Genomic DNA, 23,543 nt, shown 5'->3' with positions numbered 1-23,543 from the left:
TGAGTACATACCGTCGGTATGTGCTTGTCAAGCGGAAACCGTGCACTCTGTCGCCGTGGTGTCACGCGGGGTCGTGCCCTCCAGCGCGTAATCACTTCGAAGGAGCAATCGAGGGAGAACACACGCAAGGACGCAGTTGCGAGCGACGACAGGAGTCCGTGTGAACACCACGCACGCCGCGCACGTCCCCGGGCCGGACCGCCACCACGCGGTGCTGCTCGGCATCGGGGGCTACCGGCCCCGACGGATCGTCACCAACGAGGAGGTCTGCCGCACCCTGGACTCGTCACCCGAGTGGATCCTGCGCCGCAGCGGTATCCGGACCCGCTGCTTCGCCGGCCCCGACGAGACGCTGGCCGAGATGGGGGCCACCGCCGCCGGGAAGGCGCTCGCCGACGCCGGGATCGCGCCGGACGAGGTCGACCAGGTGCTGGTCGCCACCATGTCGGACATCGGCGGACCGGGCACCGGGGCGGCGGCGCACGCGCTCGCCGTCGAGATCGGCCGCCGGCTGGGCGTCCCCGGCGCCGCCTGGCAGGTCGGCGCCGCCTGCGCCGGCTTCACCGTGGGACTGGCCCTGGCGGCCACGGCCGTGAACTCCGGTCAGGCCCGCACCTGCCTGGTCATCGGGGTGGAACGCATGTCGGACATCCTCGACCCGCAGGACCGCTCCACCGCCTTCCTGTTCTCGGACGGGGCGGGCGCGGCCGTGGTGGGACGCGGTACGGAGCCGGGCATCGGGACCGTGGTGTGGGGCACGGACCCCGCGCTGGGCGAGGCGATCACCGTACGGGAGGAGCCGGCGCACGACGGGCCCGTGATCCGCATGCAGGGCTCGTCGGTCTTCCGCTGGGCGGTGACGCGCCTCCCCGGTCTCGTGCGGGAGGTGCTGGACCGCTCGGGCGTCGGGCCCGGCGAGGTCCAGGCCTTCGTCCCCCATCAGGCGAACCTGCGGATCATCGAGGCGGTCGCGGAGAGCGTGGGCTTCCCCGACGACGTCGCCGTGGCCCGCGACATCGTGGACCAGGGGAACACCTCGGCGGCCTCCATCCCCCTCGCCCTGGACCGCATGCGCACCTCGGGGGCCCTGCGGGAGGGCGACCTCGCGGTACTGATCGGTTTCGGGGCCGGCCTCACGTACGCCGGGACGGTGGTCCGCGTCTGAGCGGCCCCGCACCGGGCGCCCCGGAGCCGTACCTCACCGGGCCCCGGTGCCCAGCAGGGCCCGCAGGGTGTCCGCCTCCGGGATGGCGAGCGGCCCGGCCAGCCGCAGCGCCCGGTGCCAGGGCCGGTCGGGGCGCCCGTGCCCCGGTACGGTCCCGGCGGCGCGGCCCCAGGACAGCAGAGCCCGCACCTCCCCCAGCCGGTGGCCCGCCGTCCGGTACAGCGCGGAGGCCCGGCGGTAGCCCGCGACGGCGGCCGCGCACCGGCCGGACGCCAGAGCGCAGTCCGCCTCCAGGACCAGCATCTGGGCCGCGACCAGGCGCATGTCGCACCCCTGGAGGGCCCGCCGGGTACGCCGGCCGGCCGCCAGGGCCTCCTCGTACAGCCCCAGCCGTACGTAGGTGGCCGCGCTCTCCGCCTGGGCGCGCACCACGCCCTGCCGGTAGTCGATCCGCTCCGCGAGCAGCAGCGCCTTGCCGAAGCTGCGCATGGCCACGTCCGTGTGCTCCGCGGCGGCCTCCACCCCGCCCAGCCGGATCAGGCAGTCCGCCTCGATGCGGGGGTCCGACAGGTGCGGGATCGCGACGTGCGCCTCCCGTGCGGCGGCCACCGCGCGGGCGTGCTCGCCCAGGTCGCTGAAGAGCGCCGCCCGGCAGGTCAGCGCGATGGCCACACCCTCGTGGAACTCCACGTCGCGGCTCAGGCGGATCGCCACCTCGCACCACTGGCCGGCCTCGGTGTACTGCCCCAGCTGGCGCAGCGTCAGCGCGATGTAGGCGGGGACCCGGATCTGCCCGAACCGGGAACCCGCCGCTTCCGCCAGCTCCAGAGCCCTGCGGAAGTCGCGCAGGGCGGACCCCGGGTCGCCCGTGTCGTAGGCGTTGCGGGCCAGCCGGCCCAGGGCGTTGGCCTGGCCCGCCAGGTCCCCGACGCTCTCGTGGATGCGCAGCGCGGCGCGCAGGTAGCGGTCGGCCGTCCCGATGGCCCCGACCGCCCAGTAGGACCGGCCCAGAACCGACAGGGAGAGGGCCTCGCCGGTCCGCCACGCCCCGTCCCGGCTGACGGCGAGTGCCTCCCGGGCCAGCCTCCGCTCGCTGGCGGAGCGGCCCTTGCGGTACCGCGAGTCGGCGACGTTGAGCAGCATCGCGGTGTTCGCCCGCTGGTTCCCCGACCTGGCCGCCGCGCTCTGCGCCGCCTCCACGGCGGCCGACCAGTCGTCGCCGCCCGGATGCAGCCTGATGTAGCCGAGCATGGCGTCGGCCAGCCGCCAGCTCGCCGGTCCCAGGCCCAGTTCGGCGGCGAGCTTGACGGCCGCGCAGAGATTGGCCTTCTCCCGGTCCAGCCAGTCCATGCCGAACTCGCCGTCACCGAGGCCGCCGACGTCCGGGCTGCCGGGCTCGTGGGGTGCGTGGGGCTCGTGGGGGCCGTGCGAGCCGGCATCCGCTGGAGCCGTATCCGCATCCGCGCCCGTACCCGCGTCCGTCCTGGGCCGGGCACCCGGGCCGGAGGGCGCCGTGCCCGCGCCCCGGTGCGCCCCCGCCCGCTGGATGCCGTTGGCGCTGCTGGCCTGCTCCACAGCCTGCCGGTACCACTCCAGAAGCCGCAGCAGGACGTCCCGGCGCACCTCCCACGAGTCCTCGTCACCCGCGCGCCCCACCGCGTACTCCTTGACCATGGCGTGCATCCGGTACCGGCGCGGGGCGTACTCGGACAGCAGGTTGGCCCCGACCAGCGCGCCGATGCGCTCCTCCAGCGCGGCGAACGAGCCGTCCGCCGGCGCCGCCACCGCGTCCCGTCCGAACTCGGTGCCCGGGACGACGCCCAGCTGCCTGAACAGCCGGCGCTGGTCCGCCCGCAGCTTCCCGTACGAGAGGTCGAGCGCGCGGCCCATCGCCCCGCGCGCGTCCGCACTGTCCGCCGTCGGGACCCGTGCGAGGACCTGCCCCAGCGGCTCGTCGGGGTGGTTCGCGGCATAGGCGCCGCTGAGCCGTACGGTCAGCGGCAGCCGCCCGGAGGCCCGTACGATGCCGGCCGCCGCCGCCGGATCGTTCGCCACACGCGCGCTGCCGACCAGCGAGGACAGCAGCGCGAGCGCCGAGGTGGCGTCCAGCGCGTCCAGCAGCACCTCGCCGGCGAAGTACGTGGCGGTCAGTCCCGGCATCCGCTCCCGGCAGGTCACCACGACCGCGCTGCCTTCGGCGCTCGGCGGCAGCAGGTGGCGCACCTGCGCGGGGCCTGCCGCGTCGTCCAGGACGATCAGCACGCGGCGGCCGACCAGCAGCGTCCGGTACAGGGCGGCGCGTTCGTCGAGCCCGAACGGGATGTCGGCGGCGGGCAGCCCCAGTGCGAGCAGGACCCGGGCGAGCGTCTCGGTCGGCTCGAGGGGCGGCAGGTGCGGCTCGTGGCCCCGCAGCGCCACGAAGAACTGCCCCTCGGGGAAGGCCGCATGGACCCGCTGCGCCCACTGCAGGGCGAGCGTCGTCTTGCCCGCCCCGGCCATACCGCTGATCACGGCGAGGTTGGTGCCCGGCGGAGCGGCGGCCGCCGTGGCGGCCCGTCTCGGCGTCAACAGCGCGTCCAGCTCGCCTAGTTCACGTTCCCTGCCCGCGAAGTACCCGGCGCCCCGGGGCATCCGCAGCCGGTCACGGGCCCGCGTGGCCACCGCGAGGGCGGTGCCCGTCTCCTCAGCGGGCCGCCGGGGGTTCAGCAGCCGCTCGCCGGCTGCCCGCAGCGCCTCGCCGGGACGCGTCGACAGCTCACTGGCCAGCCGCGCCCGTGCCGCCTCGTACGTCCGCAGCGCCGCGGCCGGGTTTCCGCTGTCCCGGTGGGCCAGCACCAGCCGGAGCGCCAGCTCCTCGTCGTACGGGCGTTCCTCGGTCATCCGCTGGAGCTGGGTGAGGATGTCCTGGGGGCGGCCGAGTCTCAGCCGCGCGTCGAAGAATTCCAGCAGGGCGGCCTGCCGCTCGCCGTCCAGGGTCGTGCGCAGCGCTTCGACGCGGGTTCCCAGCAGGTCGCCGAGCGCGGTCCCCGTCCACTGCGCCAGCGCGGACCGCAGGAGCCCGCAGCGCTCCTCGTCGCCCTCGGCCGCGGCGGCCCGGGAGGTGAGGGCCCGGAAGCGGTACAGGTCCACGGCAGCGGGGTCGGCCCGCAGGACGTATCCGCCGTCCCGGGACACCAGGGACGGCCGTCCGGGTGCGCCGGCCAGGACCTTGCGTAACCGGGTCGCGTAGCCGGCGAGCGTGTTGCGCGCCCGGCCCGGCGGCCGGTCGTCCCACACGAGCTCGGCGAGCCGGTTGCTGGGCACCACGTTGTTCACGTCCACCAGCAGCATGGCCAGCAGGCTGCGCTGCCGCGCGTGCCCGATGTCGAGGTCGCGTCCGCCGTCCAACGCCCGTACCGGTCCCAGCACCCGCAGGTCGATCACAGTGGACTCCGCTCAAGAGTGCGACGATCGCCGGGCGGGCCCCATGGCTACGTCACCCGTGCAGGGCCCAGGGTTGTCGAACACACGTCTCAGAGTGGGCACTTTGTGTTCTATGTGGCGAACGTAACGCGATGACACCCGTCCAGCACTACCCGGGAGCGCCGGCCTGCGTGCGGAGGAGGGCGCCGAAAGCCGCCCGGGCGGCGCGGGCCAGGAGGGCGTCGTCGCGCGCGGCGTCCTTCGTGCCGCGGTCGGAGAGGACGGCCAGGGTGATCGGGGCGCCGCCGGGGGGCCAGGCGACGGCGATGTCGTTGCGGGTGCCGTAACCGCCGGTGCCGGTCTTGTCCCCGATCTGCCAGCCGTCGGGGGCACCGGCGCGGATGGTGTCGTCCCCGGTGGTGTTGCGCTTCAGCCAGTCCGTCAGTACGGCCCGTTTGCCGGCGGGGAGGGTGTCGCCGAGGACGTAGGCACGCAGGTCGGTGGCGAGGGCGCGGGGCGTGCTGGTGTCGCGCGGGTCGCCCGGAACGCCGTCACTGAGGGCGACCTCGTAGCGGTCGCACCGCGTGACCCGGTCGCCGAGCGCGCGGAGGGCGTCCTGCAGACCTCCCGGCCCGCCGAGCTCACGGAAGAGGAGGTTGGCGGCGGCGTTGTCGCTGTAGCGGACCGCGGCGTCGCACAGCTCGCGCAGGGTCATTCCGGTGGCGAGGTGGCGCTCGGTGACCGGTGAGTTGCTGATGAGCTCCTCACGGCCGTAGCGCACGAGCCGGTCGAGCTGCCGCAGGGTGTTCCGCTCCAGCATGGCACCGGCGAGCAGCGCCTTGCAGGTGGAGGCGTAGGCGAAGCGTTCATCGGGCCGGTGGACGACGGTCCGCCCGCTGCCGGTGTCCAGGGCGTACACCCCCAGCCGGGCGCCGAACTCCCGCTCCAGCGCGCCGAACGCGCGCCGGGCACGGGGGTCGGCCGGGGCCGGCGGGGCGGGCTCGGGGGCGGCCGGCGACGGGCCGGACGGCGTCGGGGGCGCGGTGGCCGGGGCGCCGGTGCATCCGGCGAGCGGCAGGACGGCGAGCCCGGCCAGTGTGGCGAGTGCGGCCCGGCGGGACGCGGGGTCTCCGGTACGGGCGGTGGTGGGGGTGCGCATCGGTAGGGGCTCTCTGCTCGGTGGGGTCTGCCTGCTGTGCTGCCGGGTCCGTCGTCCTGGTCCCCTGTCTCCTTCCGGCTGGGCCGTCCTCGTCGCCGTCTCCCCCGGTCCTGTCCCGTCGTGTCAGTCGGCCAGGTAGCGCAGGAACTTCGCGGCGACCGGACCCGCGTCGGCGCCACCGGAGCCCCCGTCCTCCAGAAGCACCGCCCAGGCCAGGTCGGAGTCGCCCTGGTAGCCGATCATCCAGGCGTGGGTGCGCGGCGGCACCTCGGTGCCGAACTCGGCGGTGCCGGTCTTCGCGTGCGGGCTTCCGGGCAGGTCCTTCAACGCGTGGGCGGAGCCCGAGGTCACCGTGGTGCGCATCAGCTCGCGGAGCCGGCCCGTCACCTCGGGGCGCAGGGCCGCCGGGGCCTCGTACCTCTTCTCCACCGCGTCCGGCACCAGGACGGGCTGGGTGAACCTGCCGTTCTTGACGGTGGCCGCCACCGACGCCATCACCAGCGGTGACGCCTGCACGCGGGCCTGGCCGATGGTGGCTGCGGCCTTGTCGTTGTCGCTCGTGTTGACGGGCACACTGCCGTCGTAGGTGGTCGTGCCCACGTCCCAGCTGCCGCCGATGCCGAATGCCTGGGCCGCGTCGTGCAGGGCGGTGCCGGAGAGCCGGCCGCGGGCCTCGACGAAGTAGGTGTTGCACGACTGGGCGAAGACGTCCGCGAAGGTCGAGCCGGCCGGCAACTCGAACTGCTGCTGGTTCTCGAACCGTTGACCGTCCACGGAGGCGAACTTCGGACAGGGCGCGGGGTCTGCGGGCCGTATGCCGTCCTTGAGAAGGGCCGCCGCGGTGACGACCTTGAAGACCGAACCGGGCGGATAGCGCCCTTCGAGGGCCCGGTTGAAGCCTCCGGGCCGGTTGGCGGCGGCGAGGATGTGACCGTTGCGCGGATCCACGGCGACGAGGGCCGCGTTGACCTCGGCCCCGGCCAGGGCGTCGGCCGCCGCCTTCTGGACGCGCGGGTCGATGGTGGTGCGCACCGGGCGGCCCTGGGCCGGCGGCGCCTCGGTCAGGTCCTTGACCGCCTGTCCGGTCTGCCGGTCCGCCACCACCAGCGACGGGCCGGGCTTCGCGCCGCCGGACAGGACGTCGTCGTAGCGGGCCTGCAGACCTGACGTGCCCTCGCCGCTGACGGGGTCGACGGTCCCGACGAGGCTGTCCGCCTTCAGCGGGCGGCCCGCGGAGTCGAGTACGTCCGCCCTGCCGTCGCCGCTCTTCAACGCGAGCGTCTGCCCCGGTTCCAGCTCCGGATGGATCACCGGCGAGGTGAACGCGACCTTCCACGTCCCCGACGTCTCGGTCACCTGCGCACCGGAGCGCCAGGAGACGTCGCCCGCCCCCGGGACCGCCATGGTCACGGTGAAGGGGAAGCGCACCGTTCCGTCGTCCTCCTTACGGCCTTCGCCGTCGACGATGGTCGTCGAGGAGGGGGCGAGGTTGGTCAGTACCGACGTGAGGAGCGAGGCCGCGTCGTCGGGTGTGTCCGTGTAGTCCGCGGCCTTCCGCGCGTCGTGTCCGGCCCACGCGGCGAGGAAGGCCGCCAGGGGCTCATGGGCGGACGCCACGTCCGTGTCGTCCTTCGCGTCGCCGCGCACGAGGCCGGAGGCGGCGTATCCCCCGCCGGCCAGCAGGAGGAGGGTCACGGTGATCCCGGACACCGTCCGCCCGCGCCGCGGGCGCCCGTGCGGGGCCGGACCGTTCCGGTTGTCGGTACGTCTCAAGGTGCTCTCCGTTCCGGATCTGGGCCTGATCGGCTCGCCGGGGACGGCCCCCCGGCGTCGGCGCAGGTGCCTGCGGCGCCCGCCGGCGGACCGGTGCGGCCCTCCCGAAGCCGGCGCGACGGCCCCGTTCCGGAGTCAAGCCCGCCACCGCGCCGCATGTCGAATACGATCTCGGCATCAGGCCGATTCACCGGCCGTATCACCGCATGCCAGGGGGGCCGGTGCTGACCGAACGGCATCTGGAAATCTTCGTCGCACTGGCGGAGGAGGAACACTTCGGCACCGCGGCACAGCGGGTGGGCATCACCCAGCCGCCTCTGTCCCAGGGGCTGCGCCGGCTGGAAGCCCTGCTCGGCGTCCGTCTGTTCGACCGCGAAAGGGGGGTGTCGCTCACCGAGGAGGGGAGCCTGCTGCTCCCGCACGCCCGCAGAGCGCTGGCCGCCCTCGCCGAACTCCGGGAGACCGGTGCACGGGAGCAGGCCGACGGCCGGCGCCTGCGGATCGGGCTGGCCCCCGAAGTGCCGACGGCCCTGGCGGCCGACGTGGCCGCCGCACCGGTACGGGCCGGTGGGCGGAGCCGTATCGGCATGGTGACGGCGCCGACCGCCACGCTGCTCAGCGACATCGCGGCCGGGCGGCTCGACATCGCCGTGATCCTGCATCCCTCCGTGCTGCACGGTCTCGCCGCCGGCCGGGTGATCCTGCTGCCGACGTGGACCCTCACCCCCGCCGGCCACGGCGACACCGCCGCAGTGCCGGCCTCACGTCTGCCCGTCGCCGTACGCCCCCGCGCCGAGGCACCCGCCGCGCACGACCTGTTCATCGACACCCTGGCCGGCCGGGGGCGCCGGGTGGAGACCGTGGTGGTGTCCGACGAGCGGGCAGGCCTCGCCCTCGTGGCGGCGGGGCAGGCGGTACTCGTCACGGCCGACGCGGGCCTGACGGCCTCCGGGGTCGAGCGGCGCGCGACGACGGACCCACCACTGCCCCTGCGGCTGCGGGTGGCCTGGGACCCGCGCCGCCCGGGAGCCGAGGAGACCGCCGGGACGGCGCACCTGCTGGAGGAAGCCCTGACCCGGAAGGTGGCACCGTGAGGGGGGCCCGGCGGGGCGGCGGCGTGGAACGCGTCATCCGCGGCATGTTCGACGACGCGGGCGTCCGCGGCTGGCTGCACGTGGCGGACCTGCACCGGCCGTCCGCCCAGGTCACGATCGACCCCGGTGACCGGCTGCCCATGAGCTCGGTCTACAAGGTGCCCCTGATGGCCGCGTTCTGCCGGCTCGCGGACGCCGGGCGGATCGACCCGGGCCGGCGGCTCACGCTGGGGCCGGACGAGCGCGTGCCCGGCCCGACCGGTCTCTCCGTCCTGCGCGACCCCGTCACCCTCTCGCTGCGCGACATGGTGATCCTGATGATGACCATCTCCGACAACACCTCCGCCCACGCCGTGCTCCGTGCCGTGGGCCCGGACGCGGTCGACGCCACGTGCCGCGACCTGGGACTGCCCGACACCCACATCCGCGGCGGAGTCGTCCGTACGTTCAGCCGGCTGGTCGCCGAGACGGGTGCCCCCTCCCTGGACGCGGCGCTGGCCCACGTGGCGGACAACGACGTCGTCGCGCCCCCGGGCGTCTACGACCCGGCGTCCAAGGCGTCGACGACACCGGCGGACATGGCACGGCTGCTGCGCGCCATCTGGACGGATCGGGCCGCCTCCGAGGACCGGTGCGCCTTCATGCGCGAGGTCATGCGCAGGCAGGCGTGGACCCACCGGCTCGGCTCCGGATTCCCGTACGACGACGTCACCGTCTACGGCAAGACCGGCACCTTCGGCTCGCTGCGCCACGAAGCGGGCGTCGTGGAACTGGCCGACGGAAGCACCTACACCGCGGTGGTCTTCACCCAGGCGGCCCGTGCCGACACCAAGTTGCCGCGCGCCGACGCGGTGATCGGCGCCGCGGCACGGGCGGCCGTGGAGGAACTGCGCGGCAGTCAGGGCACCTGACCCTCCGCGGCCCGGGCTCCGGGGTCAGCGGAAGGCCGCGGCGTTGCGCCGCGCCCACTGCGCGAACGCGGTGGCGGGACGGCCGAGGAGGTCCGGGACGGCCCGGCTGATCCGCTGCTCGTCGGGGGTGGGGTCACCGAGGATGGACAGGGTCCCCTCCGCCACGGCGGGCGGCATGAACCTCGCCATCTGGGCACGTGCCTCCTCACGGGTCTGCTCGACGAAGCGGACGGGCTCGCCGAGCGCGTCGGCGAGCGCGGCGGCCCGCTGCCGCGGCGTGACGGGCTCCGGGCCGGTCAGGACGTACGTCGCACCCTTGTGACCCTCCGCGCGGAGGACGACGCAGGCCACGGCCGCCACGTCGTCGGGGTCGACGAAGGGCAGCGCCACATCGCCGAAGGGCGCCGCCGCGGTCCGGTGCGTGCGGACCGGCTCCGCCCAGGCGAACGCGTTGGACGCCATGCCTCCCGACCGCAGGACGGTCCAGTCCAGTCCGCTCCCGACCACCGCGGCCTCGAACAGGGCCGGATGCCGGTACGCCTGCGGGCGGGTTCCCACGCCCTGGGAGGAGAGCAGAACCACCCGGCGGACGCCGGCCTCGCGTGCCACGGCTAGGACGCCCTCGGGATCCTCACCCGCCACCAGGAGGAACAGCGCGTCCGCACCGTTCAGCGCGGGGCGCAGGCTCGCCGGATCGGCCAGGTCCGCGGGGGTCGCCCGCACGCCGTCCGGGACGTCGGCCCCGCTGATCCGCCGGGCCACCGCCGTCACCTGCTCGCCGTCCCCGGCCAACAGGCGCACCACGGTCCGTCCGACGTTTCCGGTCGCACCGGTCACCACGATCATGCTGCCCCCTGTGTTAGTTAGTTGACTGACTTGGTAGGACCGTAGCACGACACCCCGGACCGGTGCCTATAGTGAGTCGGGTGACTGACTCAGAGAAGCGCCGCCCCCGGGGCACCGACAAGCGCCGCCGGCTGACGGCGGCAGCGGCGAGGGTCCTGCACGAACAGGGCGTCGAGCGCACCACTCTGGCCGACATCGCGGGCGCGGCCGGGGTCCCCGTCGGAAACGTCTACTACTACTTCAAGACCAAGGACGACCTGGTCAAGGCCGCCTTGACGGAACACACCGCCCACCTGACCGAGCTCACCGGCCGGCTGGACGAACTGCCCGACCCGCGCGACCGCCTGAAGGGCCTGGTCGAGGCCTGGGTCGGCCGCCGCGACACTGCGGCCCGCCACGGATGCCCCACCGGCACCCTGGCCGTCGAACTCGACAAACGCGGCGACGACGCTCTCGACCTCGAAGTCGGAGGCGTGATAAGGCAGTTGCTGGAGTGGGCCGAGGCCCAGTTCCGGGCAATGGGCCTGCGCGACCCCGAGGACCTGGCCGTCACCCTCGTCGCCGCCTACCAGGGCATGTCACTCCTGACCAACGCCCTGCGCGACCCGGAGATCATGGCCAGGCAGGGCGCTCGCCTCACCCGCTGGCTCGACTCCCTGAAGGCGGACAGCACGCTCTGAGCGAGCCTCCCCCTCTCCGCGGTGCTGACGCGGCAGCAGGAAGAGCCGGGACCGAAAAACCCCTCCGACCGCGTTTCCGCAGCTCGGAGGGGTTCCGTGAGGTGGAGCCTAGGAGATTCGAACTCCTGACATCTGCCTTGCAAAGGCAGCGCTCTACCAACTGAGCTAAGGCCCCGATACGCGGACACCACCGGCCACATCCGGGTCGCGGCGTCCGTCGCAGAACAGAGTACCGGGTCACCCCCTGAATCCTGCAAAAGGATTGGGGGTCCCCGTCCGTAACCGGTCTCCGTAAGATGCACGACGAGGTTCGCAGCAGCGAAGCAGCAGCCAAGGGGAGACGCAATGGACGCAGCGCAGCAAGAGGCAACGGCTAGAGCCCGGGAGCTCCAGCGCAGCTGGTACGGGGAGCCGTTGGGTGCGCTGTTCCGCAGGCTGATCGACGACCTCGGGCTGAACCAGGCACGCCTCGCCGCGGTGCTCGGGCTGTCCGCGCCCATGCTGTCCCAGCTGATGAGCGGCCAGCGGGCCAAGATCGGCAACCCGGCGGTCGTCCAGCGGGTCCAGGCCCTCCAGGAGCTCGCCGGGCAGGTGGCGGACGGGAGCATAAGCGCGGGTGAGGCCACCGACCGGATGGAAGAGATCAAGAAGTCGCAGGGGGGTTCCGTGCTGACCGGCACCGGCCAGACCACCAGCACCGGCGGAGCACCCACCGTGCGGCGCGTCGTCCGTGAGATCCAGTCCCTGCTGCGGTCGGTCGCCGCGGCAGGGGACATCATCGACGCGGCTGACACCCTCGCGCCGGCCCACCCCGAACTGGCAGAGTTCCTCAGGGTGTACGGCGCCGGACGCACCGCGGAGGCGGTCGCACACTACGAGGGCCACCAGAGCTAGGCACGTCGTCCGGCTCGGACGCCGTACGAACCGGTGCGGGGTCCTGCGCGACAGGACCCGGCAGTCCGCCGGCACCGGGCCACGAGCCGACACCGGAACGGGGAGCGGGCGCAGCGCGATGGGTGAGGTTTTCGCCGGCCGGTACGAACTGGTCGACCCGGTCGGGCGCGGTGGGGTGGGCGCCGTATGGCGAGCCTGGGACCACCGCCGCCGCAGGTACGTGGCCGCCAAGGTCCTGCAGCAGAGCGACGCGCACACCCTGCTGCGCTTCGTCCGTGAGCAGGCGCTGCGGATCGAGCACCCGCACGTCCTGGCGCCGGCCAGCTGGGCGGCGGACGACGACAAGGTCCTGTTCACGATGGATCTCGTCAGGGGTGGTTCGCTGGCTCATGTCATCGGCGACTACGGGCCGTTGCCCCCGCGCTTCGTCTGCCTTCTGCTCGACCAGCTGCTCTCCGGACTGGCGACGGTGCACGCGGAGGGCGTCGTGCACCGCGACATCAAACCCGCCAACATCCTCATGGAGGCCACCGGGACGGACAGACCGCATCTGCGCCTGTCCGACTTCGGCATCTCCTTGCGCAAGGGTGAACCGCGCCTGACCGACACCAACTACGTGGTCGGTACGCCCGGTTACTTCGCCCCCGAGCAGATGATGGGCGCCGAGCCCGACTTCCCCGCAGACCTGTTCGCCGTCGGCCTGGTGGCGCTCTACCTGCTGCGGGGGCAGAAGCCCGACGGCCAGGCGCTCGTCGAGTACTTCGCCGCACACGGCACCCCGGGAGCACCCCAGGGCGTCCCTGAGCCCCTGTGGCAGGTGATCGCCGGGCTGCTGCAGCCCGACCCGCAGGCCCGCTTCCGTACGGCCACGGGTGCGCGCAAGGCCCTGACCACCGCCGTCGAGATGCTGCCGGAGACCGGTGCCGAGGACGAGCCGGTGGAGATCTTCGACCAGATCGGCCCCCTGCCCGCCGGGTTCGGCCCCGACGGCCCCGTGCACGGTCCGCAGGCGGCGGTGCGCCCTCGGACCGCCCCGGATGTCCACGGCACTCCGGCGCCCCATCGCACACCGGAGCCTCGGGACGGCGGACGGCAACTGCCCGCCCCCCACACCCCGTCGATGTCCGAGACGGGCAGTTTTCACCTGGTGCCGCCGGCACAGCAGTCCGCGCCCCCGCCAGCCGGGCAGCCATACGGACCTCCGCCGCCCCACCCCGCCACCGCGGTGCCCGCCGACGCCTCGGCCCTCGCCCAGGCGCCCACGGCCCCGGTCCCGTACGGGACGCCTCCCACCCGCGCCTACACCGCCCAGCACCCGCAGGCGTCCCATCCGCAGGCGCCCCATCCGCAGGCGCCTCACCCGGGGGCGCACCACTCTGCGGCACCTCCCCCGGGGACGGCCGCCGCCGCCCCGCCGGGCCGCGTACCACGCACCTCCCCCGTCACGCGTACGGGACCGCCCCCGAAGGTGGCGATCCCGGTACTGCTCGTGGCCTTCGTCTGCTTCGCCGTGGGTATCTGGGCGCTGACCCAGGCCTGACGCGTCCGGCAACCGGCGCCCGGCGGCCTCCCGTACCACGCCGGGGGCCCTCACGCCCGGGGCCGCCCGCGGACGTCCCGCGCCGCCGGTCCGGCCGAGCGCGTCCACCCGGCCGCGTCCCCGCACCCGGCTACCCCGCGCCCCGCTGATTCACGGCGGCGAACCCGTCGGCACAGCCCTCACGGTCCCGCAACAGGAGACCGGCCCGGGCCCGGACAGCACGAAGCCCCGGCCGCTCGGCGACCGGGGCCCGCGTCGGACTGTTCCGTCTCACACACCCGAACCTGCGGGCACGGAGTCGGTCGCCTCCGTCCACAGATCCTGCTCGGCGCGATCCGCCTGGATCTGGCGGTACACGAGGAGCCCGCCGATGGCGGCCAGTGCGACCAGGAGAAGCTTCTTCACCGCGCGACCTCGTCTTTCCTTGACGTAAGGGACTTCTGCGGCCCGACTATACACACCGGCCGATACCGATCGGTGACCTCCCCGGGCCCCGGCCACCACCCCGTTCCGGGGCCTCGCCGGCACCCCGCGAAGACCCCCGGGAAGACCCCCGGGAGGGCCCCCGGCGACTTCCGGAGCGGCTTTTCCGGGCCGGTTGAACCATACGAGTGGTGTTCATCCGAAGATCGGCGCAGGAGGGGCGTCGGTCCCCGGATCCGCCTGGCACATCCACATCATCGGAAAGGTAAGCAGACCGGACCATCGGAAAGTGAGGGGCCATGAGCGCCTTCAAGGTCAAGAACATCTGGACCGCCTTCGTCACCGCCTTCTTCGCGGTCCTCGCGGCGCTGGGCTTCGCCACCACCGCCCAGGCCACGGCCACGGAGCCGGCGGTCGTGACCCACGAACACACGGGGGCGGCCGCCGCAACCGCGACGACCCCGTCGGTGCGATGGACCCTTCCGCGTGACAGGGCACTGCCGCCCACGATGAAGCAGCGGATCCGGGCCGAGGCCCACGGTTCCTCACCGGCCACCCGCCAACTGTCCGCCGACACCACGGACACCGCGCACATGACGAACGCCACCCGCTCCACCCACGGCGGCACTCCGGCCGGGGACTCCTCCCCGCTCCCGCCGTGAGAGAGCCACTGACGACCTCCAGGCTCCCGGCCCGGTTCCCCACCGGCGGGAGCCTTTTCCATGCCCCCGCACCACCCCGCGTCCGGCTCCCGCGACCGCACGACAACGACCGCCCCTGAACGCGCCTCAGGGGCGATACGCGCGTTTCAGGAGGCCGTACACGGCCCGCGCCTCCCCGCCAGTCGAGCCACCCGCACCCCCAGCACGGCGCCCCCAGCCCATCTGCCCCGCGCCCCGCGCGCTGCCGCGGGAACGCCGAAGGCCCCCCACCGTTACCGGTGAGGGGCCTTCGTGCTGGTGGGGCTAACAGGATTTGAACCTGTGGCCTCATCCTTATCAGGGATGCGCTCTAACCAACTGAGCTATAGCCCCGCCGCGCTGCTGCGCTGACTTCTGAAGATTAGCGCACGTCGGGGCCAGTCCCAAAATCGATACCCGGTGCCCTACTCGTCCTCGGCCAGCGTGAGCTCGACACCGCCCACGAAGCCCGCCGACAGGTTGTAGATGAAGGCGCCCAGAGTAGCCAGCGCGGTGGCCAGCACCACGTCGATCACGGCGATGACCGACGTGAAGATGAGGACCCGGGGAAGCGAGAGGAACGACTGCAGGTCGAATCCGTTGCTCTCGTTCGAACCGGTGGCCTCGCTGATCGTGCCGCCCACGGTGGAGAAGACGCCCATCGCGTCCATCACCATCCACAGGACGGCGGCCGCGACCACCGTGCAGATGCCGAGCGCGATGGACAACAGGAAGCTGACCTTCATCACCGACCACGGATCGGCCTTCGCCACCCGCAGACGGGCCTTTCGCGTACGCGGAGTGGTCCGCGCCCCCGTACGGGGCAACCGGGTCGCCTGTACACCGCTCACGCCCTGTGCTCCGCCCTGTGTGCCGCCACCCTGCGTGCCGCCCCCGGCGGGGGACGGGTACGCCTGCGGCGGGTGGTAGGGCCCCGCCTGACCCGTTGCCGGCTCCCGCTCGCCGGGCAGCGGCCCGGTCGCGTAGCCCTCGTACTGGGGCTGAGGTCCCCGAGTGTCCGTCACAGTGCCCCCTTGGGAGTCCGTGGCAGGGCCACGGGCGCCGTTCGCACCGGCTCCGGAAGCGGCCGAACCTGCGCCCGTGGCTCCACTCACGCTCTACTCCTCGTGCTCCCCGGCCGAAGGCTCCATGCCCTCGACTGTGCCCTCGACCACGCTCTCGGCATGGGCCTCGACCGTGGCGCCTTCGGCTTCATCGGTCCCGTCGACCTCTTCGGCCTCGCGACCGGCCTCGGCGTTGCGCGCGATACCGACGACGGCATCGCGCTTGCCCAGATTGATCAGTTGGACGCCCATGGTGTCACGGCCCGTCTCCCTGACTTCATTGACTCGCGTGCGAATCACACCACCGCCGAGCGTGATGGCGAGGATCTCGTCCGTTTCCTCCACCACCAGCGCACCGACGAGCGATCCCCGGTCCTCCACGATCTTCGCGGCCTTGATACCCAGACCGCCACGACCCTGGACCCGGTACTCGTCGACGGCGGTCCGCTTCGCGTATCCGCCGTCGGTGGCAGTGAACACGAACGTACCGGGCCGGACAACATTCATGGAGAGCAGTTCGTCTCCTTCGCGGAAGCTCATGCCCTTCACACCCGAGGTGGCGCGGCCCATCGGACGCAGCGAATCGTCCGTCGCCGTGAACCTGATCGACTGTGCCTTCCTGCTGATGAGCAGCAGGTCGTCATCGGCCGACACGAGTTCCGCACCGATCAGCTCGTCGTCGCCGCCGTCCTGCGTCTCCCGCAGGTTGATCGCGATGACACCGCCCGAGCGCGGGGAGTCGTAGTCCTTGAGCGCGGTCTTCTTCACCAGACCGCCCTTCGTGGCCAGGATCAGGTAGGGCGCGGCCTCGTAGTCGCGGATCGCCAGGATCTGCGCGATCTGCTCGTCCGGCTGGAAGGCCAGCAGGTTCGCCACGTGCTGACCGCGCGCGTCCCGGCCGGCATCCGGCAGCTCGTACGCCTTGGCCCGGTAGACCCGGCCCTTGTTCGTGAAGAACAGCAGCCAGTGGTGGGTCGTCGACACGAAGAAGTGGTCGACGATGTCGTCCTCCCTCAGCTTCGTACCGCGCACGCCCTTGCCGCCGCGCTTCTGCGAGCGGTAGTCGTCCGTCTTCGTGCGCTTCACGTAGCCGCCGCGGGAGATCGTGACGACGATGTCCTCCTCGGCGATCAGGTCCTCGATGGACATGTCGCCGTCGAAGGGCACCAGCTTGGAACGCCGGTCGTCACCGAACTTGTCGACGATCGCCGCGAGTTCCTCGCTCACGATCTTCCGCTGCCGCTCCGGCGAGGCCAGGATCGCGTTGTACTCGTTGATCTTCGCCTGGAGTTCGTCGTGCTCCGCGGTGATCTTCTGGTGCTCCAGCGCGGCGAGCCGGCGCAGCTGCATCTCCAGAATGGCGTTGGCCTGGATCTCGTCGATCTCCAGGAGGCCCATCAGGCCCTCCCGCGCGATCTCCACCGTGTTGCTGCGGCGGATGAGGGCGATGACCTCCTCGATCGCGTCCAGGGCCTTGAGCAGGCCGCGCAGGATGTGCGCCCGCTCCTCGGCCTTGCGCAGCCGGAACCGCGTACGCCGGACGATGACCTCGATCTGGTGCGTCACCCAGTGGCGGATGAACGCGTCGATCGACAGCGTGCGCGGCACCCCGTCGACGAGCGCCAGCATGTTCGCGCCGAAGTTCGTCTGCAGATCGGTGTGCTTGTACAGGTTGTTCAGCACGACCTTGGCGACCGCGTCACGCTTCAGCACGACGACCAGACGCTGACCGGTGCGCGAGGACGTCTCGTCCCGCACGTCCGCGATCCCGCCGATCTTGCCGTCCTTCACCAGGTCGGCGATCTTCTGCGCGAGGTTGTCGGGGTTGGTCTGGTACGGAAGCTCCGTGACGACCAGGCACTGCCTGTTCTGGATCTCCTCCACCGCGACGACCGCGCGCATCGTGATCGAGCCACGGCCCGTGCGGTACGCCTCCTCGATGCCCTTGCGGCCCACGACCAGGGCGCCCGTCGGGAAGTCCGGACCCTTGATCCGCTCGATCAGGGCGTCCAGGAGCTCCTCGTGCGAGGCCTCCGGGTGCTCGAGGTACCACTGCGCGCCGGCGGCGACCTCGCGCAGGTTGTGCGGCGGGATGTTCGTCGCCATCCCGACCGCGATGCCCGCCGAGCCGTTGACCAGCAGGTTCGGGAACCGGGCCGGCAGGACCGTCGGCTCCTGGTTGCGGCCGTCGTAGTTGTCCTGGAAGTCGACGGTCTCCTCGTCGATGTCCCGGACCATCTCCATGGACAGCGGCATCATCTTGCACTCGGTGTACCGCATCGCCGCGGCCGGGTCGTTGCCCGGAGAACCGAAGTTGCCGTTGGAGTCCACCAGCGGCATGCGCATCGACCAGTGCTGCGCCAGTCGCACGAGCGCGTCGTAGATCGAGGAGTCGCCGTGCGGGTGGTACGTACCCATGACGTCACCGACGACGCGGGCGCACTTGTAGAAGCCCTTCTCGGGCCGGTAGCCGCCGTCGTACATGGCGTACAGCACCCGGCGGTGGACGGGCTTGAGGCCGTCCCGCACGTCGGGCAGCGCACGCGAGACGATGACGGACATCGCATAGTCGAGGTAGGAGCGCTGCATCTCCGTCTCGAGCCCGACGGGCTCGACACGCATGCCCACGCCCGGAACGATGGGCTCCTGCTCGGGCATCACAGGGGTGTTCTCGTCGGCCATTTCTGGTCAAAGTCCTTTCGAGCTGCGGCTTGCTTGTGCGGCCGACTCAGATGTCGAGGAAGCGGACGTCCTTGGCGTTGCGCTGGATGAACGAGCGCCGCGCCTCGACGTCCTCGCCCATCAGCACCGAGAACAGGTCGTCGGCCTGCGCCGCGTCGTCCAGCGTGACCTGGCCGAGGACACGGTGGTCCTGGTCCATCGTCGTGATGCGCAGCTCCTCGGCGTTCATCTCACCGAGGCCCTTGAAGCGCTGGATCGAGTCTTCCTTGATCCGCTTGCCGTTCTGCTTGCCCAGCCCCACCAGGGCGTCACGCTCACGGTCCGAGTACGCGTACTCGAAGTCGTCCCGGCCCCACTTGATCTTGTAGAGCGGCGGGCGCGAGAGGTACACGTGACCGGACTCCACCAGCGGCCGCATGAAGCGGAACAGGAACGTCAGCAGCAGGGTGTTGATGTGCTGGCCGTCCACGTCGGCGTCCGCCATCAGAATGATCTTGTGATAGCGGAGCTTCTCGATGTCGAAGTCCTCGTGGACCCCGGTGCCGAAGGCGGAGATGAGCGCCTGGACCTCGGTGTTCTGGAGGATCTTGTCGATCCGCGCCTTCTCGACGTTCAGGATCTTGCCCCGGATCGGCAGGATCGCCTGGTACATCGGGTTACGGCCGGACTTCGCCGAACCACCGGCGGAGTCACCCTCGACGATGAAGATCTCGCACTTGGTCGGGTCGTTGGACTGGCAGTCGCTCAGCTTTCCGGGCAGCGAGGCGCTCTCCAGGAGCCCCTTGCGCCGCGTCAGGTCCCGGGCCTTGCGGGCCGCCACGCGGGCGGTCGACGCCGCGATGCCCTTGCGGATGATGTCGGCGGCCTCGTTGGGATTCCGGTCGAACCAGTCCGTGAGCTGCTCGTGCACGACCTTCTGCACGAAGGTCTTGGCCTCCGTGTTGCCCAGCTTGGTCTTCGTCTGGCCCTCGAACTGCGGCTCGCCCAGCTTGACCGAGATGATCGCGGTCAAGCCCTCGCGGACGTCCTCGCCGGTGAGGTTGTCGTCCTTCTCGCGCAGCAGCTTCTTGTCGCGCGCGTACCGGTTGACCAGGGAGGTCAGCGCGGCGCGGAAGCCCTCCTCGTGCGTACCGCCCTCATGCGTGTGGATCGCGTTGGCGAAGGAGTAGACCCCCTCGGTGTACTGCGTGTTCCACTGCATGGCGATCTCGGCCGAGAGGAGCCGGTCCTTGTCCTCGGCCTCGATGTCGATCACCGACTGGTGAATCAGGTCGCCCTTGCGGGAGTTGAGGTACTTGACGAAGTCGACGATGCCGTTCTCGTAGTGGTACGTGACCGTGCGGGTCGTTTCCTCGTCGGGTACGTCGACCACCTCGGCGCTGTCCGCGCCCGCCGTGGCCTTCGCCTCCTCGCGCTCGTCCGTGAGCTTGAGGGTCAGGCCCTTGTTGAGGAACGCCATCTCCTGGAAGCGCCGCGACAGCGTCTCGAAGGAGTAGTCGGTGGTCTCGAAGACATCGCCGTCGGCCCAGAAGGTGACGCTCGTACCCGTCTCCTCCGTGGCCTCGTGACGGGCCAGCGGGGCGGTCGGGACGCCGAGCTTGTAGTCCTGGGTCCAGCGGTAGCCGTCCGTGCGGACCTCGACGGAGACCCGTGTGGACAGGGCGTTGACGACGGACACACCGACGCCGTGCAGGCCACCGGAGACGGCGTAACCGCCGCCGCCGAACTTTCCGCCCGCGTGCAGGACGGTGAGCACGACCTCGACGGCCGGCTTGCCCTCGGACGGCACGATGCCGACCGGGATCCCGCGGCCGTTGTCGACCACGCGCACCCCGCCGTCGGCGAGGATCGTGACGTCGATGGTGTCCGCGTGCCCGGCCATCGCCTCGTCGACCGAGTTGTCCACCACCTCCTGCACGAGGTGGTGGAGACCGCGCTCACCGGTCGAGCCGATGTACATGCCAGGTCGCTTGCGGACCGCGTCCAGGCCCTCGAGGACCGTGATCGCGCTGGCGTCGTACGAGGCGGTCACCTCGCCGTGCTCACCGGCGGTGGAGGGGATGTTCTCGTTGGGGTTGCCGGAATCGGCCACGAAGCGCCCTTTCTGGCACAGCACAGGCCGTTCTCCGGACAAGCGGGAGCGGCTGCGTCGTTCGGCTTGTATCGACGACTCCCGCCCGGAAGCGGGATTTTCCATCAGTCTACCGGTAGCGCCGACATGAATGGGGGTTTGCCGGTACCTGAGTCCGCATGTGCCGCCCTGGATGAGCGGCTGACGACTCCCCATATGCGGGACGGGGCCCCGGGAGGCTCACACGGGCATTGAGCGCTTCGAGCTGTCAACCTCCGGCTACGGTGAGGGACGCCTCACCTCACCCGCCCGGGCCAAAATCAGACAGAACCACACAAAAAGGAGCTGCGGGGTGGTCATCCGACCAGGACACAACAGGGCGGAACGCCCACCGGGGAGTCGGCGCACAGCGGTGGCCGAGGGCCGGAAACAGGCACCTGCACCGGCCCGGCTGGCCCCGGCGGGCCGGTTTCCTCAGCCGTAGGTGTCTCCGGGGCCCCTGCTTCCCGGCGCCCGCAAGGGACCGAATCTGTGCTGCGGTCCGCCCGGGCCGTTCACCTTGATCATCCGCACGGTTCCGTGGCCCAGGTCCGCGTTCAGCCGGGCCACCAGCTGCGGAGCCAGCAGACGCAGCTGCGTCGCCCACGCCGTCGAGTCGCACTGCACCGTCAGGACGCGCTGAGCGGGGTCCTCGTCGTAGCGCAGGGGCACGCAGTGCTTGGCCAGGTCGTCCCCCACGATCTGCGGCCACCGGCCCATCACGCCGCCCACCGCCGCCGGGGTCTCCCAGCCGCGCTCGGTGATCAGCCGGTTGATCGCCGAGCCCAGGGGCAGCGGATCACGGCCGTCGGACCGGGCGCCCGAGCGCAGCCCGCCGCCCCGCCGCGCCTGCCTCTTCTGCTGTGCCGCCGCGCCCCGCGCACGTGCCTGTTCCTTCGCCGCGCGCAGCGCCACCCGGGCCAGATCGACGCCGGACACCTCGGGCTGCTTCGCACCCGGGCCGGGCCCCGTCGCTGGCCCGGCGGGGCCGGGCAGGACCCGCTGTGCCTCGTCCGGTCCGCTCACAGCCGTTCCACCGCACCTTCGGCGACCGCGTACCGAGCGCCCGCCAGGATGCCGGGGACGTCGTCGTCGACCGCGGCGGTCACCAGCACCTGCTCGCCCGGGGCCACCAGCTCGGCCAGCCGCTCGCGTCGGCGCGCGTCCAGCTCGGCGAACACGTCGTCCAGGACGAGCACCGGCTCGTTGCCCTCGCCACGCAGCAGGTCGTACGAGGCCAGCCGCAGCGCCAACGCGTACGACCAGGACTCGCCGTGACTCGCGTACCCCTTGGCCGGCATGCCCCGCAGGCCGAGCACCAGATCGTCACGGTGCGGGCCGACCAGCGTCACGCCCCGCTCGATCTCCTGCTTGCGGGCCTCCACGAGCGCCGCCATGACGTGCGTGTACAACTCCTCGCGGGTACGGGCCGAATCCATCCCCGCACCGACCGAACTGCGGTACTCCAGCGTCACCGGGCCACCGCCCGGGGCGACGTCCGCGTAGGCCTTGTCGGCCAGCGGCTGCAGGGTGGCGATCAGATCGAGACGCTGCGCGAGGAGTTCCGCCCCGACCCGGCCCAGGTGCTGGTCCCACACGTCCAGCGTGGACAGGTCCATCGACCGGCCGCCGTGCCTGCGGGCCATCGCCGCGGACTTCAGCAGGGTGTTGCGCTGCTTCAGGACGCGTTCGTAGTCGGACCGGACCCCTGCCATGCGGGGGGAGCGCGCGGTGATCAGTTCGTCGAGGAAACGCCGCCGCTCACCGGGATCGCCCTTCACCAGGGCGAGGTCCTCCGGGGCGAACAGCACCGTCCGTACGATGCCCAGGACGTCACGAGGTCTGACCTGCGACGACCTGTTGATCCGGGCCCGATTCGCCCGGCCGGGATTGAGCTCCAGCTCGATCAGCTGCGCGCGTTCGCCCTGGGTCACCGCGGCCCGTACGACGGCCCGCTCGGCGCCCATCCGCACCAGGGGCGCGTCGGACGACACCCGGTGGCTGCCGAGGGTCGCGAGATATCCGACGGCCTCGACGAGGTTGGTCTTGCCCTGGCCGTTGGCTCCCACGAACACGGTGACGCCCGGGTCGAGGGGAACCTCGGCCCGGGCGTACGAGCGGAAGTCGGCCAGCGAGAGATGCGTGACGTGCATGGTCGCCGACCTTCCCGACTTCGTGCTCTGCTGTGTGCCGCTGTGGTGCGTACTACTTCTTGTTCTCGACCGCGTGCCCGCCGAACTGGTTGCGCAGCGCGGCGATCATCTTCATCTGCGGCGAGTCGTCCTGCCGCGAGGCGAATCGGGCGAAGAGGGATGCGGTGATCGCCGGCAGCGGTACCGCGTTGTCGATGGCGGCCTCGACCGTCCACCGGCCCTCGCCGGAGTCGGCGGCGTATCCGCGGAGCTGGTCGAGGTGCTCGTCGTCGTCCAGCGCGTTGACCGCCAGGTCGAGCAGCCAGGACCGGATGACCGTGCCCTCCTGCCAGGAGCGGAAGACCTCGCGCACGTCCGTGACGGAGTCGACCTTCTCCAGGAGCTCCCAGCCCTCGGCGTAGGCCTGCATCATGGCGTACTCGATGCCGTTGTGGACCATCTTGGCGAAGTGACCGGCACCGACCTTGCCCGCATGCACGGAGCCGAAGTCGCCCTCGGGCTTGAGCGCGTCGAAGACCGGCTGGACCTTCGCCACGTTCTCGGCGTCGCCGCCGTACATCAGCGCGTAGCCGTTCTCCAGGCCCCAGACACCGCCGGAGACGCCGCAGTCGACGAAGCCGATGCCCTTGATGCCGAGCTCGACGGCGTGCTTCTCGTCGTCGGTCCAGCGGGAGTTGCCACCGTCCACGACGACGTCACCCGGGGAGAGCAGCTCGGCCAGCTCGTCGATGGTGGACTGGGTCGCGGCACCGGCGGGGACCATCACCCACACGACTCGCGGGCCCTCGAGCGCGCCCACGAGCTCTTCGAGGCTGTGGACGTCGGCGACGTCCGGGTTGCGGTCGTAACCGATGACGGTGTGGCCTGCGCGGCGGATGCGCTCGCGCATGTTCCCGCCCATCTTGCCGAGGCCGACGAGACCGAGCTCCATCAGAGATTCCTTAAGCGTTGTGCCGATTCGTACCCA

The 23,543-nt window shown here is 71.9% G+C and carries 18 protein-coding genes and 2 tRNA genes; 7 read left to right on the top strand and 13 right to left on the bottom strand.

The genetic code is table 11. From position 1 onward, the window contains the following. Positions 1-160 precede the first annotated feature (160 nt). Positions 161-1,165 carry a beta-ketoacyl-ACP synthase III gene (locus ACH4VO_RS13605; RefSeq protein WP_360995570.1) on the top strand — a complete coding sequence of 335 codons (1,005 nt, stop codon included), beginning with the start codon at positions 161-163 and terminating at the stop codon, positions 1,163-1,165. A 33-nt stretch (positions 1,166-1,198) separates the two neighbouring features. On the opposite strand, the gene ACH4VO_RS13600 is transcribed toward ACH4VO_RS13605, so the two are convergent. From ACH4VO_RS13600 to ACH4VO_RS13590, 3 genes are all read right to left on the bottom strand, one after another. Further along, positions 1,199-4,588: a BTAD domain-containing putative transcriptional regulator gene (locus ACH4VO_RS13600; protein WP_360995573.1), complete on the bottom strand. Its 3,390-nt coding sequence runs from the start codon at positions 4,586-4,588 to the stop codon at positions 1,199-1,201. Positions 4,589-4,736: 148 nt separating this feature from the next. After that, positions 4,737-5,726, bottom strand: a complete 990-nt coding sequence (bla, locus tag ACH4VO_RS13595; RefSeq protein WP_360995575.1) for a class A beta-lactamase — start codon at positions 5,724-5,726, stop codon at positions 4,737-4,739. A 123-nt stretch (positions 5,727-5,849) separates the two neighbouring features. After that, entirely contained in the window at positions 5,850-7,499 is a 1,650-nt protein-coding gene (locus ACH4VO_RS13590) for a penicillin-binding transpeptidase domain-containing protein (protein WP_398440938.1), read from the bottom strand. Positions 7,500-7,720: 221 nt separating this feature from the next. On the opposite strand from ACH4VO_RS13590, the gene ACH4VO_RS13585 reads away from it, so the two are divergent. Both ACH4VO_RS13585 and ACH4VO_RS13580 read left to right on the top strand, forming a co-directional pair. After that, the gene (locus ACH4VO_RS13585; RefSeq protein ID WP_360995577.1) at positions 7,721-8,593 is read left to right on the top strand and encodes a LysR family transcriptional regulator; all 873 of its coding nucleotides are present in this window, start codon (positions 7,721-7,723) and stop codon (positions 8,591-8,593) included. Beyond that, positions 8,590-9,504: a serine hydrolase gene (locus tag ACH4VO_RS13580; protein ID WP_360995579.1), complete on the top strand. Its 915-nt coding sequence runs from the start codon at positions 8,590-8,592 to the stop codon at positions 9,502-9,504. Before ACH4VO_RS13585 ends, ACH4VO_RS13580 begins: the two co-directional genes overlap by 4 nt. A gap of 24 nt (positions 9,505-9,528) precedes the next feature. Here the strand turns inward: ACH4VO_RS13580 and ACH4VO_RS13575 are convergent, their stop codons facing one another. Next, positions 9,529-10,350, bottom strand: coding sequence for an NAD(P)H-binding protein (locus ACH4VO_RS13575; protein WP_360995581.1), 822 nt, complete (start codon positions 10,348-10,350; stop codon positions 9,529-9,531). Positions 10,351-10,430: 80 nt separating this feature from the next. On the opposite strand from ACH4VO_RS13575, the gene ACH4VO_RS13570 reads away from it, so the two are divergent. Next, positions 10,431-11,030: a TetR/AcrR family transcriptional regulator gene (locus tag ACH4VO_RS13570; protein ID WP_360995583.1), complete on the top strand. Its 600-nt coding sequence runs from the start codon at positions 10,431-10,433 to the stop codon at positions 11,028-11,030. Positions 11,031-11,132: 102 nt separating this feature from the next. Here ACH4VO_RS13570 and ACH4VO_RS13565 read toward each other — a convergent pair. Beyond that, positions 11,133-11,205 (bottom strand) — tRNA-Ala (locus tag ACH4VO_RS13565). A 170-nt stretch (positions 11,206-11,375) separates the two neighbouring features. On the opposite strand from ACH4VO_RS13565, the gene ACH4VO_RS13560 reads away from it, so the two are divergent. Together ACH4VO_RS13560 and ACH4VO_RS13555 are read left to right on the top strand one after the other, a co-directional pair. Continuing rightward, entirely contained in the window at positions 11,376-11,924 is a 549-nt protein-coding gene (locus ACH4VO_RS13560) for a DNA-binding protein (protein ID WP_360995586.1), read from the top strand. 118 nt (positions 11,925-12,042) lie between these two features. Continuing rightward, positions 12,043-13,464 carry a protein kinase gene (locus ACH4VO_RS13555; RefSeq protein ID WP_360995589.1) on the top strand — a complete coding sequence of 474 codons (1,422 nt, stop codon included), beginning with the start codon at positions 12,043-12,045 and terminating at the stop codon, positions 13,462-13,464. Between the two features lie 270 nt (positions 13,465-13,734). Here the strand turns inward: ACH4VO_RS13555 and ACH4VO_RS13550 are convergent, their stop codons facing one another. Beyond that, the gene (locus ACH4VO_RS13550) at positions 13,735-13,869 is read right to left on the bottom strand and encodes a DLW-39 family protein (protein ID WP_003958712.1); all 135 of its coding nucleotides are present in this window, start codon (positions 13,867-13,869) and stop codon (positions 13,735-13,737) included. Positions 13,870-14,186: 317 nt separating this feature from the next. Between ACH4VO_RS13550 and ACH4VO_RS13545 the strand changes: the two genes are divergently transcribed. Beyond that, positions 14,187-14,549 carry a DUF6344 domain-containing protein gene (locus tag ACH4VO_RS13545; RefSeq protein WP_360995592.1) on the top strand — a complete coding sequence of 121 codons (363 nt, stop codon included), beginning with the start codon at positions 14,187-14,189 and terminating at the stop codon, positions 14,547-14,549. 295 nt (positions 14,550-14,844) lie between these two features. On the opposite strand, the gene ACH4VO_RS13540 is transcribed toward ACH4VO_RS13545, so the two are convergent. The 7 genes from ACH4VO_RS13540 to gnd all read right to left on the bottom strand — a co-directional run bounded on the left by ACH4VO_RS13540 (position 14,845) and on the right by gnd (position 23,507). After that, a tRNA-Ile gene (locus ACH4VO_RS13540) sits at positions 14,845-14,921 on the bottom strand. A 71-nt stretch (positions 14,922-14,992) separates the two neighbouring features. Then, positions 14,993-15,592 (bottom strand): DUF3566 domain-containing protein, encoded by a 600-nt coding sequence (locus ACH4VO_RS13535; protein WP_069171627.1) that lies wholly within the window; start codon positions 15,590-15,592, stop codon positions 14,993-14,995. A gap of 93 nt (positions 15,593-15,685) precedes the next feature. Further along, the gene (gene gyrA, locus ACH4VO_RS13530) at positions 15,686-18,313 is read right to left on the bottom strand and encodes a DNA gyrase subunit A (RefSeq protein WP_360995595.1); all 2,628 of its coding nucleotides are present in this window, start codon (positions 18,311-18,313) and stop codon (positions 15,686-15,688) included. Between the two features lie 46 nt (positions 18,314-18,359). Further along, positions 18,360-20,429, bottom strand: a complete 2,070-nt coding sequence (gyrB, locus tag ACH4VO_RS13525) for a DNA topoisomerase (ATP-hydrolyzing) subunit B (RefSeq protein WP_360995597.1) — start codon at positions 20,427-20,429, stop codon at positions 18,360-18,362. Positions 20,430-20,858: 429 nt separating this feature from the next. Beyond that, entirely contained in the window at positions 20,859-21,419 is a 561-nt protein-coding gene (locus tag ACH4VO_RS13520) for a DciA family protein (RefSeq protein ID WP_360995661.1), read from the bottom strand. Positions 21,420-21,445: 26 nt separating this feature from the next. Continuing rightward, entirely contained in the window at positions 21,446-22,576 is a 1,131-nt protein-coding gene (recF, locus tag ACH4VO_RS13515) for a DNA replication/repair protein RecF (RefSeq protein WP_360995600.1), read from the bottom strand. A gap of 52 nt (positions 22,577-22,628) precedes the next feature. After that, positions 22,629-23,507: a phosphogluconate dehydrogenase (NAD(+)-dependent, decarboxylating) gene (gene gnd / locus ACH4VO_RS13510; protein ID WP_360995603.1), complete on the bottom strand. Its 879-nt coding sequence runs from the start codon at positions 23,505-23,507 to the stop codon at positions 22,629-22,631. Between the last annotated feature and the right edge of the window lie 36 nt (positions 23,508-23,543).

It is taken from the genome of Streptomyces sp. NPDC020780, from assembly GCF_044334475.1.
Lineage (GTDB): Bacteria > Actinomycetota > Actinomycetes > Streptomycetales > Streptomycetaceae > Streptomyces.
The sequence above is the reverse complement of the archived record's forward strand: the minus strand, read 5'-3'. Positions and strand labels throughout refer to the sequence as shown.